The sequence below is a fragment of the Crossiella cryophila genome (assembly GCF_014204915.1).
GTDB classification, from domain to species: domain Bacteria; phylum Actinomycetota; class Actinomycetes; order Mycobacteriales; family Pseudonocardiaceae; genus Crossiella; species Crossiella cryophila.
Map to the genome: position 1 here is coordinate 6,581,081 of NZ_JACHMH010000001.1, position 12,934 is coordinate 6,594,014.

At 71.7% G+C, this 12,934-nt stretch carries 11 protein-coding genes; 7 read left to right on the plus strand and 4 right to left on the minus strand.

Features of this window, described 5'->3' with window-relative positions; all coding sequences use genetic code 11:
- Positions 1-11 precede the first annotated feature (11 nt).
- On the minus strand, positions 12-1,133 hold the full coding sequence (locus HNR67_RS28850; protein WP_185005327.1) for a methyltransferase domain-containing protein: 1,122 nt from the start codon (positions 1,131-1,133) through the stop codon (positions 12-14).
- A gap of 267 nt (positions 1,134-1,400) precedes the next feature.
- Between HNR67_RS28850 and HNR67_RS28855 the strand changes: the two genes are divergently transcribed.
- From HNR67_RS28855 to HNR67_RS28885, 7 genes are all read left to right on the plus strand, one after another.
- The gene (locus HNR67_RS28855) at positions 1,401-2,813 is read left to right on the plus strand and encodes a class I adenylate-forming enzyme family protein (protein ID WP_185005328.1); all 1,413 of its coding nucleotides are present in this window, start codon (positions 1,401-1,403) and stop codon (positions 2,811-2,813) included.
- A gap of 20 nt (positions 2,814-2,833) precedes the next feature.
- Positions 2,834-4,051, plus strand: a complete 1,218-nt coding sequence (locus HNR67_RS28860) for a cytochrome P450 (RefSeq protein WP_185005329.1) — start codon at positions 2,834-2,836, stop codon at positions 4,049-4,051.
- Between the two features lie 211 nt (positions 4,052-4,262).
- Positions 4,263-5,828 (plus strand): prenyltransferase/squalene oxidase repeat-containing protein, encoded by a 1,566-nt coding sequence (locus HNR67_RS28865; protein ID WP_185005330.1) that lies wholly within the window; start codon positions 4,263-4,265, stop codon positions 5,826-5,828.
- A gap of 143 nt (positions 5,829-5,971) precedes the next feature.
- Positions 5,972-6,415: a carboxymuconolactone decarboxylase family protein gene (locus HNR67_RS28870; protein ID WP_185005331.1), complete on the plus strand. Its 444-nt coding sequence runs from the start codon at positions 5,972-5,974 to the stop codon at positions 6,413-6,415.
- Positions 6,412-7,962, plus strand: a complete 1,551-nt coding sequence (locus tag HNR67_RS28875; protein WP_185005332.1) for an FAD/NAD(P)-binding protein — start codon at positions 6,412-6,414, stop codon at positions 7,960-7,962. The genes HNR67_RS28870 and HNR67_RS28875 overlap by 4 nt, the downstream gene beginning before the upstream one ends.
- A 6-nt stretch (positions 7,963-7,968) precedes the next feature.
- On the plus strand, positions 7,969-8,781 hold the full coding sequence (locus HNR67_RS28880) for a class II aldolase/adducin family protein (RefSeq protein WP_185005333.1): 813 nt from the start codon (positions 7,969-7,971) through the stop codon (positions 8,779-8,781).
- Positions 8,782-8,783: 2 nt separating this feature from the next.
- Positions 8,784-10,142 carry a 3-deoxy-7-phosphoheptulonate synthase gene (locus HNR67_RS28885; RefSeq protein WP_185005334.1) on the plus strand — a complete coding sequence of 453 codons (1,359 nt, stop codon included), beginning with the start codon at positions 8,784-8,786 and terminating at the stop codon, positions 10,140-10,142.
- A 168-nt stretch (positions 10,143-10,310) separates the two neighbouring features.
- On the opposite strand, the gene HNR67_RS28890 is transcribed toward HNR67_RS28885, so the two are convergent.
- The 3 genes from HNR67_RS28890 to HNR67_RS28900 form a co-directional block, all read right to left on the minus strand.
- The gene (locus HNR67_RS28890; RefSeq protein WP_185005335.1) at positions 10,311-11,105 is read right to left on the minus strand and encodes an IclR family transcriptional regulator; all 795 of its coding nucleotides are present in this window, start codon (positions 11,103-11,105) and stop codon (positions 10,311-10,313) included.
- A 184-nt stretch (positions 11,106-11,289) separates the two neighbouring features.
- Positions 11,290-12,039, minus strand: a complete 750-nt coding sequence (locus HNR67_RS28895) for a flavodoxin-dependent (E)-4-hydroxy-3-methylbut-2-enyl-diphosphate synthase (protein ID WP_185005336.1) — start codon at positions 12,037-12,039, stop codon at positions 11,290-11,292.
- Positions 12,040-12,083: 44 nt separating this feature from the next.
- On the minus strand, positions 12,084-12,860 hold the full coding sequence (locus HNR67_RS28900; RefSeq protein ID WP_185005337.1) for an IclR family transcriptional regulator: 777 nt from the start codon (positions 12,858-12,860) through the stop codon (positions 12,084-12,086).
- Between the last annotated feature and the right edge of the window lie 74 nt (positions 12,861-12,934).

The following is a 12,934-nucleotide window of genomic DNA, read 5'->3' on the forward strand; positions in this document are numbered from 1 at the left end:
GGGTGGTGGCGTCAGGCTGCGGGGAACAGCGATCGGTAGAAGGGGTCGGTGCGGAAGCCCTGGCGGTGGTGCGCCGAGGACCAGCGCAGTGGCACCGGCGGGCCGACGTCGCGGCACAGGCTGCCGGTGAGCGCGTAGTCGGGGTGCACGCCGTCGTCGCTGAGGGCGGTGCTGAACTCGAAGGTGAACCGGTCGCCGGGGCGCACCGGCAGGCCGGTCGCGGACAGCGGGGCGTAGACCGGGGTCCAGCTGCTGGCCTGCACCAGCGAGTCCAGGGGCTCGTCGCCCTCGGCCACCCACAGCCGCACGCCGAGCGCGAGTCCGTGCAGGCGTCCGGCGCGGGTGCAGACGAACTCGGCGGCGTCCACCCCGCCCAGGCACAGCTCGCCGTTGAACTCCAGCGGCTCGACCTCGGCGGCCTCGGACAGGTAGGCGCGGCGCTGGACCTCGGGGCGGTCCTGCAGGCCGACCAGGCAGACCCTGGGGTCGAACGGCCCGCCGACGGCGGCGAACATCTGCTCCAGGTACTTGAAGGTGAACAGCGGGAAGCCCGGCGGTTCGGCGCTGGCCCGGCCCAGGTCGAAGCCGACCACGGTGGTGACGCCGCGGTGCGGGATGAACACCCCGCCCGGCTTGACCAGCCGCTGCCGCGCGTCGGCGAGCACGGCGGCCGCGCCCTCGGACCCGGCCAGGGTGCCGATGATCTCCGAGACGCACACGTCGACCGGTTCGGGCAGGTCGATCTCGGTGGACAGGCCCTGCACCACGGTGATCCGGTCGGCGAACCCGGCAGCGGCGATCACCTCGCGCGCGGTGGCCGCCGACTCGGGGATGACCTCCACCGCCCACACCCGGCTGGCGCCCGCGCGGGCGGCGGCCAGTGCCCACACCGCGTCCCGGCCGGTGCCGATGTCCAGCACGGTGCGGCCGGGGGCGTAACGCCGCACGGCCTCGGCGTAGCGGGCCATCCGGGCCTGGTCGTCGAGCATCTTGCCGTAGGCGAAATCGTCGTAGAGCGGGTACTCGCCCACCGAGGGGAACAGCCACATCGGCGGTTCCGGCTCGTACAGGCAGGCCCGCACCGGCACCTGGTGCCCTGAGGCGTCGAGCTGGGCGACGAAGGTGCGGGCCACGCGGAGTCCTCTCGGCCAAATGGGCGATAGTTCGATCTTTTACCACCCGTAATCGGTTACAGGGCGCAACCGTCACGGATTCTGCATATCTCCCCACCCGTGACACAAGAACACTGGGAATTTCCTTAATCCTGGGACCGAAACTGGCCAAAGCTCAGTTCGGTCATCTCGGACAGTCACCCGATCGGCCGGTCTACGCTGCCGACAGCGCTAACGCTGAGCTACAAGCCGATGCCGTGGCCGCCACGACGACAACGGGGGTTTCCGATGACCGCGAAGCTCTTCTCCGCCGACTCGGTGGAGACCTTCGCCGAGTTCGAGCGCAAGGCGCTGGCCATGGCCGAGGTGCTGGCCGGGCTGGGCGTGCGCGCGGGCACCAGGGTGGTGCTCAAGGCGGGCAACTCCGCAGGTTTCATCGGCGGGCTGCTGGCGCTGATGCACCTGGGCGCCTCGATCGTGCTGGTGGACCAGCAGGAGAAGGCCGAGGAGACCGAGCGGGTGCGCCAGCGGTCCCGGGCCGAGATCGTCCTGGTCGACGACGAGGCCCCCGTGCTGGAGTGCGCCGGACTGGTGAACCTCTACCTGGTCCGGGTGGCCGCCGCGGACCGCACCCCCACCGCCCCCGCGCTGGACTTCAGCACCTGGGAGGCCCGCCCGGACAGTCTGATCATGTGGTCCTCCGGCTCCACCGGCGAACCCAAGGGCATCGTGAAGAACGGCGGCCGCTTCCTGATGAACCTGCGGCGCAACGCCGCCCAGGTCGGCCACACCCCCGAGGACGTGCTGCTGCCCCTGCTGCCGTTCAACCACCAGTACGGCCTGTCCATGGTGCTCATCGCCTGGCTGGTGCGGTGCTCACTGGTCATCGCCCCGTACCGCAGGCTGGACCGGACGCTGCGGATGGCCGAGTTCACCGGCGCCACCGTGCTGGACGCGACCCCGGCGACCTACCGGTCCATCCTCAACATCATCGCCACCCGCGCCACTGCCAAGGACAGCCTGCGCACCGCCCGGATGCTGTGCAGTGGCGCGGCCCCACTGGATCCGGCGCTGAGCGAGCGGTACGAGGAGGTGTTCGCCCTGCCGCTGCTGGACAGCTACGGCAGCACCGAGCTGAACAACATCTCCTTCGCCAACCCGGAGAACCCGACCGCCTGCGGCAAGGTCATGCCCGGCCTCGACATCCGCATCGTCACCGACGAGGGCAACCCCGCCGCCCCCGGTGAGATCGGCGAGATCCTGATCGACTCCCCCGACATGATGCTGGGCCACCTCGCCCCCGACGGCACCCTGACCCCCACCCCCCAGGGCTGGTTCCACACCGGCGACCTGGGTTACCTGGACCCGAACGAGAACCTGTACGTGCTGGGCCGCAAACAAGCGGTGCACCGCAACGGCTACACCCTCTACCCCGAGGTGATCGAACGCAAGATCGCCCACCGCGGCTGCTCCGCCAAGGTCATCGCCCTGCCCGCCGCCGACCGCGGCTCGGCCCTGGTGTTCTTCGTCGAGGACGAACAGGGCCGGCCTGCCCGGCACTGGCAGGATCTGGTGAACGAGGTGCTGCCTGCCTGGGAGCAGCCCAATCGTGTGCATGTGGTGGAGCGGTTTCCGTTGAATCCCAATGGGAAGCCGCACAAGCGGCGGTTGGAGGAGCTGGCGGCGGAGCTGTACGGCTGAGCCGACGCTACGGTCGGATCGTGCTGGCCGATCTGGACATCGACGCCGAAGCCTTCCAACACAACCCCTACCCCTGGTACGCCCTGATGCGCCGCCAGGCCCCGGTCTTCCCGGTACCCGGCCGCGACTGGACCTTCGTCACCACCATGCCCCTGGTCCGCGAGGTGCTCGCCGACCCGGCGACCTACTCCTCCCGCACCAACCGGCAAACCGACCCCCCACCCGAGGTCCGCGCCGAGGTGGACGCCCTGCGCCGCGGCAGACCCCCGTCGATCTCCGTCTTGGTCGGCAATGATCCGCCCGCGCACGGCCGGTACCGGCGGATGGCCAACCGGGCGTTCACGCCGCGGGCGGTGGCCCGGCTGGAACCCGTGGTGCTCGGAGTGGTCCGGGAACTCGTGCGGGAGTTGCCCGCCGAGGGGGATTTTGTCGCGCACTTCGCCGCGCCGTTGCCGGTGTGGACGATCTGCGAGGTGCTCGGGCTGGGTGCCGGTTACCGGGAGTCGATGGCGCGCTGGTTGACCGCGCTGACCGCCACCACCGGGCATCGGCCCACCGGGGAGCAGTGGTTGCGCATCGAACGGGAGCGGGCCGGGTTTGATCACGCCATGGTCGCCGAGCTGACCGCGCGGGTGCGTCGGCCGGGTTCGGATCTGCTCGGCGAGATCGTCGGCTCGGCGGCCTTGGTCGCGCCGCCCGATGAGGTGCTGGCCGTGGCGCTGGGGCTGGTGCGGCAACTCGTGGTGGCTGGGGCGGAGACCACGACCCGGGTGCTGGCCGAGGCGGTGGCGTTGCTGGCCGCGGAGCCTGCCGAGTGGGAGTGGGTGGGGCGGGAGCGGGGGCGGGCCGGGCTGGTGTTCGAGGAGGCGGTGCGGCTGGCCAGTCCGGTGCAGCAGATGGTGCGGCGCACCACCCGGGCGGTCCGGCTGGGTGGGGTGGAACTGGCTGCGGGGAGCCGCTTGCTGGTGTCCTTCGCCTCGGCCAACCGGGATGAGCGGGTTTTCGCCGAGCCGGACCGATTCTGGCCAGGGCGGCCCGATTTGCAGCGGCATATCGCGTTCGGGCACGGGGTGCATGCCTGCCTGGGGATCGGGCTGGCCCGGTTGGAGGGTGAGCTGGCGTTGCACGAGCTGGCCGGGGCCGCCGGACGGCTGTCGGTGACCCCGCACGAGCCCGCCTATCTGCCCGGGTATCTGCTGCGTGGACGCACCACACTGCCGGTGCGCCGACTGCGCTGATCGGGGCGAAAGGAACTCTTCTTTCACCCTTCACGCCATTGGCGGATTCCCCTTCCAGAGCTGTTCTGGCTGGTCAGGAGACCGCACAATCGCTGTTCCATGACCTGGAACAGCACCCGATCCGCTCCTGAACCGCGGATACGCTCGAATGCGCGGCCAGTCAATGACATTTCCCGCCGCATTCCGCGAACCGCGCCTCCAGGAGGAATCCATGCCGTCATTCCCGCATGCCCTGACGCTCTCCTCGGCCCTGGCCGGGGCCGTCACGCACAGCCTCGTCCACCGCCGTCCCGACTCCTCCTGGTGCGGCACCCCCGACCCCCGCGTGCTGGACACCGCGGTCACCGCGATCGCCCTGGCCGCCTGCGCGGACGAGGCCGGCCGGGCCGCGGTGGCGCGGGCCCGGTCCTGGCTGCGGCACGCGGATCCGCAAACCCACCACCCGCTGGCCTACGAGCTGGAAGCCGCGTTACGGGCGCTCGCGCTCGGGCAAGAGGTGCGGCACACCGCGGCGAGCACCGACATCGTGCTCTCCGGCCGCACCCGGCTGCTCACCGTGCTCGCCGGGCACTCGCTACCCGGCGCGGGCTGCCCGCGGACCGCGTTGCGGGCGGAACTGGACCGGGGACTGCGGGAACGACTCAAGCCGTGGACGGTGGTGGAACTGCTCGCCGGGATCGCCATCCTGGCCATGCGGGCCGGTGACCTGGGCGAGGCCAGGGCCGCGGTGGCCCGGCTGCGGCCGCACCAGTGGCCGGACGGGTCCTTCTACGGCAACCCGGTGTGCACCGCGCTGGCCCTGCTCGCGCTGGCTCTGACCGGGTCGGAGCCCGACCTGCTGGATCGCACCCGCCGCCGGGTGCTGCGCACGCAGCAGGAGGACGGCACCTGGCGGTTCTGCGCCAGCGAGGTGTGGGACACCGCGCTGATGGTGCGGGCCGGGCAGGGGCTGCCCCGCTTCGACCGGCACGCGTTACCCGGCGCGCTGGCCTTCCTGGCCGCGGCGCAGAACCCGGACGGCGGCTGGTCCTACACCCGCGGCCTGGAGTCGGACAACGACACCACCGGCGCGGTGCTGCTCGCCCTGGGCGGCCGGTCGCTGCCCGGCCGTGGGCTACCCAGGGCCCTGGCCTACCTGGCCGGGCAGCAGACCGCGGACGGGCTGTGGCGGACCTGGCAGTACCGGCAGGACCCGCCCGCCCAGGACGTGGTGGCGCACGTGCTCGGCGGGCTGCACCAATACCGGGGACAGCACCACATCCCGCTCGCCCCGGCCACCCGCTGGCTGGGCGAGTGCTGGCAGCGGGAGGGGCGCTGGTCGAGTTCCTGGTACCGGGGACTGCCCTATGCCACCGCCGAGGTGGGTGCCGCGCTGGCCGGGCAAGAGGTGCTCGACCACGCGGTGAAAGCGTTGCTGGCCAACCAGAACGGGGACGGCGGCTGGGGCGCGGAGGCCGGGCTGGCCAGTTCGGCGGCGGCCACCGGGCTGGCCCTGCTGGCGCTGTCCCGGTCCCGGGTGCTGGACCCGGACAGCCGGGAGGCCGCGGTGACCTGGCTGCTGCGCACCCGGCCCGCCGACGGGACCTGGGCGGGTGAGCCGGACATGTACGGGCCGCGGCCGATGCTGGTGCACTACCCCACCCAGACCCATGCCTTCGTGCTGCTGGGGTTGCGCGCCGCGCTGGTCCACCGCACGTCCGACGTGTGGTGTTCCGATTATCGGAACGGTCCGGCCGCGGGCGTGCCCGGATCGTTACTGTCCCGTTTCAGCACCTGATTCCACGGTAACCACACCGCCCACCGAGGCACCTGTTGCCTTCGTTTTCCAGAACGGCGGATCCCATGGCTCGTTTGTCTTTCCCTGCCCGGGAAAGGGCTACCGCGCTGGCCCGGTTCCCGGCACCGCTGAATGTGTTCCGCATGTGCGGGCACGCGCCGGAAATGCTGTCCGGACTGATCGACTTCGGCCTGGCCGCATTACGCGAACTGGACCTCGGCGCCCGCAACCGGGAACTGGTCGCACTGGCCGTCGCGGACGCCACCGACTGCCCCTACCAGCGGATTCAGCATCTGCCGCTGGCCAGGGCGGCCGGGCTGACCGAGGCCGAGATCGCCGCACCGGACACCGTGCCCCGGCCCGCCGCCGCGGACACGGTACTGCTCGCGGCCACCCGCGAGTTACTCACCGAGGCCACCGTCCTACCCGGCACGATGACCGCGTTGCAGGTGTTCTTCAGCGACCGGGAAATCGTCGAGGCCATTCTGCTCGTCGGCTACTTCCGGAAGCTGGCCGGAATCCTGAACGCGGTCGAGATCGAGCTGGATCCGCAGGGTGAACTGCTCGTCGTGGCGGGTGTCCGATGAATCTGCTGGATTTGCCGGGACCCGATATCGCGGTGGTCGGCGGCGCGGCGGCCGCGGTCTGCCTGCTGCGGGCGCTGGCCGAGAGCAAACTCGTGGACGGCTACCTGACCGTGTTCGAGCCGACCTCGTTGCGCTGGCGTGGCCGGGCCTACCAGCACGACGCCGAGCACGTGCGCACCAACGCGCTGCCCGAGGACATCTCGGTCACCGCCGCCGATCCGGACGATTTCACGCACTGGCTGATCGAGCGTTCGTTGTTCGATCCGGCCACCGAGACGCTGCCCGACGGCGCGCACTGCCCGCCCCGCCGCCGCTACGGCGAGTACCTGGAGGACCGGGCGGCGGGTGCGATCCGGTCGTTGCGGGCCCGCGGCTGGCGGGTGCGGCTGGTGGAGGAGCGGGTGGTCGATGCGGAGCGGGCGGGTGGCCGGGTGTGGCTGCGCACCGATTCCGGGCAGATCAGCGGGCACGGGCATGTGGTGCTGTGCGTGGGTTCCGACGGCGCGCACGACCCGTACCGGCTGGCCGGGCGGACCGGGTTCATCGGCGATGTCTACCCGATCCAGTCCACATTGGACAGAGTTCCGGCCGGGGCGAGCACGGCGGTGCTGGGCAACGGGCTCACCGCGGTGGACGCGGTGCTGGGTCTGGCGGCCAACGGGCACACCGGGCCGATCACCATGGTCTCCCGCAGTGGCATCCTGCCCGGGGTGCGCCAGCATCCGGTGCGCGGCCTGCCGGTGCTCGCCGACCGGATCTGGCGGCGGCAGCTGGCCGAGGGCACCCCGGTGTCCTGGGCCCGCGCCGCGAACTGGCTGAGTGCCGAACTGGGCCGGGCGGGCGCGGATCTCGGGCGGCTGCAACGGGAAATGGCCGCGGTGGGCACCGCCGAACCGTGGGCCCGGCTGCGCCGCAACCTCGGCGAGGTCGACGATCCGGATCCGGCGCTGCGCATGTTGCAGGCCGCGGTGCCCTTCGCCGGGCCGCGGCTGTGGGCCAGCCTGGCCGAGGGCGACCGGGGGCACCTGCTGGACAACGCCTTCCGCACCATCGTCAGCCTGTGCTGCCCGATGACCCCGGCCAGTGCGACCGCCCTGCTCGGCCTGGCCGAGAGCGGGCAGCTGCGGTTGCGGGCCGGGGTGCGCGAGGTCATCCCGATCACCCGGGGCGGGTTCGAGGTGCGCACCGCGGACTCCCGGCTGCTGCGGGTGGACCGGGTGATCAACGCCTGTGGCGCCGCACCCGGCCGGGTGCCCACCGCGGCGCTGCCGTTGATCAGCTCGCTGACCTCGGCGGGCCGGGCCCGGCCGCACCCGCACGGCGGGCTGCGGGTGGATCCGCGCACCAGCGCGGTGCTCGGCGCGGACGGCCCGGATCCCCGGCTGTTCGTGCTCGGCGACCTCGGCCTCGGCACGTTCCTGTTCACCTTCGGCATCCCCGCGCTGGTCGAACGGGCCGTGGAGATCGTGCGGGCACTGGGCTCGCACCACCGTTCGCTGTTCCCGGCCCGCGCCGACGGCAGGCCGCACCTGCTCGGAAGGAAGTGACCCCGCATGACGCACAGTGAGACCACCGAACGCCCCGCCTACCTGGCCGACACGCACACCGGCCTGCCCATCCCGGCCGAGACCGCTTTCGGCTCGGTCGAGGACGAGCGCAGGCACCGCAAGCAGCGGCTGGCCGGTTCACTGCGGTTGTTCGGCAAGCACGGCTTCGGCGAGGGCATCTCCGGGCACATCTCGGTGCGCGATCCGGAGAACCTGGACCACTTCTGGGTCAACCCCTTCGGCGTGTCCTTCAACCGGGTGCGGGTGGCCGACCTGCTCTGCGTGGACTCGGCCGGGAGGATCGTGCACGGCAGGCACCGGCTCAACCCGAGTGCCTTCGTCATCCACTCCCAGATCCACGAGATGCACGCCGAGGCCACCGCCGCCGCGCACGGGCACACCGCCTACTCCAGGGCGCTGGGCGCGCTGGGCAAGCTGCTCGACCCGCTGGATCAGGAGGCCGCCGCCTTCTACCAGCGGCAGGTGCTCTACACCGACTACGAGGGCACCTCGACCACGGTCGAGCAGGGCAGGGACATCGCCGAGAAACTGGGGGACAACCGGGCGATCCTGTTGCAGCACCACGGTCTGATCACCGTCGGCAACTCCCTCGAGGAGGCCGTGCACTGGTTCTTCACCTTCGAGAGCTGCGCCAAGGTGCAGTTGCTCGCCGCGGCCGCCGGCACGCCGAAGCAGTTCAGCCACGAGCAGGCGCTGGCCGCCGGTGACGGGTTCGGCGACCCGCAGCTGGCGCACTTCAGCTTCTCCCTGCTGTGGGAGGAGATCACCCACGAGCAGCCCGACTTCCTGGAGGAGTGACGGTGCTTACCGAGAACCCGATCCTGACCCGTCCCCGGGAATCCGCCGAGGACCTGTTCACCGCCCTGGACGAGGCCCTGCGCAAACCGGCCCGGCAGCAACCGGACTGGGCCGATCACCCGGCCCGGCAACGTACCCGGCAGGACCTGGCGCTGCTGCCACCGCTGACCCTGCCCGCCGAGATCGACCTGCTGCGCACCAGGCTGGCCGCGGTGGCCAGGGGCGAGGCGTTCCTGTTGCAGGGCGGGGACTGCGCGGAGACCTTCGCGGACACCACCGAAGCGCACATCCGGGCCAATGTGAGCACCCTGGTGCAGCTGGAGGTCGCGCTGACCCGGTGCACCGGCTGGCCGGTGGTGACCGTGGGCAGGCTGGCCGGACAGTACGCCAAACCCCGCTCCCAGCCGCAGGACGCCGACGGCCTGCCGTCCTACCGGGGCGACCTGGTCAACGCGATCGAGCCGGATCCGCTGCTGCGCCAACCGGATCCGCACCGGATGATGCTGGCCTACCAGCATTCCAACGTCACGCTGAACCTGGTGCGCGCGCTGTGCGGTCCCGGCAACTTCCCGCCTGCCCGGCTGCGGGCGCTCTTCGCCGGGTTCGCCGAGGGCTCGGCGGCCGGGGAGCGGTTCGCCGGACTGCTGGCCGAACTCGACCGGGGTCTGCGGTACACCGACCGGAGCTGGTCGCGGGAGTTGTTCAGCAGCCACGAGGCGCTGGTGCTGGACTACGAGCGCGCGCTGGTCCGGCTGGACCCCGATCACCCTGGTGGGCCTCGGTTGTACAGCGGGGCGACACATTTCCCGTGGATCGGCGAGCGCACCCGGCAGTGGGACGGCGCGCACCTGGCCTTCGCCGCCCAGCTGGCCAACCCGATCGGGCTCAAGATCGGCCCGGGTGCGACCGCGCTGGAGGTCTCGGAGTACCTGCACCGGCTGGACCCGCACAAGGAACCCGGCCGGGTCACGCTGATCACCAGGATGGGCAGCGACCGGGTGCGTGCCCTGTTGCCGCCGATCGTGCGCGAGGTCGAGGCCTCCGGTCACCGGGTCGTCTGGCAGTGCGATCCCATGCACGCCAACGGCGAGGTGACCGAGTGCGGGCGCAAGACCCGGCAGTTCGACCGGATCGTGGACGAGGTGCAGGGCTTCTTCGAGGTGCACCGGCTGCTGGGCACCCACCCCGGCGGCCTGCACCTGGAGCTGACCGGCGAGGACGTCACCGAATGCCTCGGCGGCGCCGCGGAGATCACCCCGTCCGGGCTGGCCAGACGATACGAGACAGCCTGCGACCCCCGCCTCAACGGCGACCAGGCCCTGGAACTGACCCTCCTGGTAGCCGAGATGCTCCGCGGCTAACCCCCCCACCGGCGTGTTGGCCGTTCTCGTACCCAGTGTTGGCCGTTCTCGTACCCAGTCTTGGCCGAACTGGTACACCCCTCGGCCAACACACCGACCACAACGGCCAACACACCGTCCAGATCGGCCAACACACCGTACGAGAACGGCCAACACGGCGTGGGGGGGTTAGGTCAGGAGGAAGCGGAGTTGGGCGGCGTGTTGGGACTCGCGCAGGGTCGTTGTCACGGTGGCGGCGGTCCTGCGCACCGCGCTGGCCACGGTGGCCGGGTCCAGGCGGTCGGCGGTGGCGGTGACGCCGATGCCCAGGACCGCCTCGCCGCAGTCGTCGAAGATCGGGGCGGCGAGTTCGACCACCCCGGGCAGGAACTCGCCGTCGACGTAGGCCAGGCCCGCCCGCCGGATCGCGGGGAACTGGCTGTGCAGGGCGGCCGGGCAGGTCAGTGTCCTGGGGGTGAAGGAGGTCAGCGTGCTCTCGCTGAGCAGCGCGGCCGAGCGCTCCCGGTAGGCCAGCAGCACCTTGCCGATCCCGGTGCAGTGGCCGGGGGTGAAGCCGGCCAGGCGCTGGATCAGCGGCAGGTGCGAGTGGTTGTAGACCGTGTCCAGGGTGAACACGTTGAGCCCGTCCAGCGCGCCGACGCTGACGACGGCGTGCGTCTTGTCGTACAGCTCGGTGAGCGAGGGCTTGATCAGCCGTTCGATCCGCCGGACCATGCTGCGGGTGGTGCGCAGCAGGTCGAACAGGTAGGAGCCCATCGAGTAGCCGTGCTGGGTGCGTTTGACCAGCTGTTCCCGCAGCAGGCCGTGCAGCAGCCGGTGCGTGGTGGACTTGGGCAGCTCGGCGGCGCGGGCCAGATCGGCCAGCGACATGGGCCGGTTCGAGTCCGCCAGCAGTTCGAGCAGGCTCAGCATTTTCCCCAGCGGCGGTCCGGAGCGTCCTTTGGATTCCGGGGGTGCGGTCACGTCAGACCCAATCTACCTGCGGTGCACCTGAATGCGCGGGGTCGCGCCGGACCGAAGCATAAGTTGGCTCTTCTCGGCCGAACAATACACCATCCGGGTACCGGAATGGGGTAATCATTATTAGTGCGGCCGGTAACGTGCGCATGAATTGTCGGCCGACACCTTTGCGGGATTCCGGATTCCGTCATGATCCCTCCTGCAGGGCGAGCAGGATCTGCCGCCCCAGATGTGCCTGCATGACCGCGGCGCCCGCCGCGGAGATCCAGATGCTGTCGCCGATGCCCTCGGCCAGCAGTTGCCCGCACAGCGCGGCGGCGCGGGCGGTCGCCGTCGCCCCGGCCGAGGTCGCCGCCAGCGCGAACTGCAGCGGGTAGTCGCAGGTCACCGCGAGCAGCCTGGCGGTGGCCAGCACCAGCGCCGGGGTCGGGCCGAGCACCGCGAGGCACAGTTCGGTCAGCCCCTGCCCGGCCAGCAGCGCGCAGCAGCGCAGTCCGGCCTCGGCCAGCAGCAACGCGCCGCGCCCGCCCTCCGGCACGGCCAGTTCCACCGGCAGCCCGGTCTCCAGCGCGGCCGCGGCCAGCCGGGGCGCGTGCGTGCGCAGCGGGGCCTCCCGCCCGACCACGATCCGCACCGCCGCGCACCCGGCCGCGGCCGCCTGCCGCAGCGCCGACTCCGCCGCCGGGATCTCGGCCACCACCGGCACCGGGCTCTCCCGCACCACCGCGGCCAGCACGGCAGGCGGCACCCGGTCGGCGTGTTCGATCCGGATCAGCTCCGCACCGGCGGCCGCGGCCTGCACGATCTCGTCGAGCAGGACCTCCAGGTCGGCCCCCGCGGTGGCGGCCTGCACCGCGACCGGGTGCGGCGGGCCGAGGGTGACCTGGCCGATCGCCACCCGGCGGCTGAACCGGCGGGCGGTGGATTCCGAATGCACGTGAGCACCAGTTCTCGTTGGTACGGGCGGGGACTTGGCGGTGCTCAGCGCCGGGCGACCTGCCTGGGCAGCAGGGCGGGGCCCAGTGCCAGCCGGGCCTGGTGGCCGATCGCGCGAATGCCGGCGAGCACGGTGGCGTTGTGCATCCGGGCGGCGGGCGCGGTGACCGAGATGGCCGCCACCGGGACGCCACCGGCCAGGCACAGCGGCACGGCCACCGACAGCAGCCCGGCCCGGCCGCCCATCGGCCGCACACAGATTCCGGCCGCCCGGATCTCGCGCAGCTGTTCGGCCAGCGGGTCCGGTGCGGGCGACGGGGAGAAGGCGAGCAGCACCAGGCCGATGGCCAGCGAGGCGGCGGCGACCCGGTCGCCGGGCCGGACCCCGCAGCGCGGTGAGCGCTGACCGTGCACCAGGTCCAGGCAGAGCACCTCGGCGCCGACGGGCACGCCCAGGTGCACGGTGCCCAGGGTGAGCGCGTAGAGGTCGGCCAGGAACGGTTGCAGGCAGTCCCGCAGCGCGGACTGGCTCACCGGCGCGAGTTCGGCTGGCGGCGCGGCGAAGCGCTGGGCGAGTTCGTACTTGTCGTCCTGCTTGCGGACGAAACCGTAGGCCAGCATGATCTTGAGCAGCCGGTGCGTCGTCGACTTGGCCAGCCGCACCCGGCGGGCCAGCTCGGAGATGCCCACCGGCGGGTCGGCCGGGTTGAACGCCCGCAACAGCAACAACGCCTTCTGCACCGCGCCGACCTGCCCGTCGGCGAAACCACCCGGCACGGCACCGGTGATCACCCACTGCTCCTGCACACACCCTGACGGCATCGCACCCTCCTGGGGACTCGGGCGAACAACGACCTCCTCACCCTGTCCGCCCACGCTCCCGCCGCGCTCTCGTC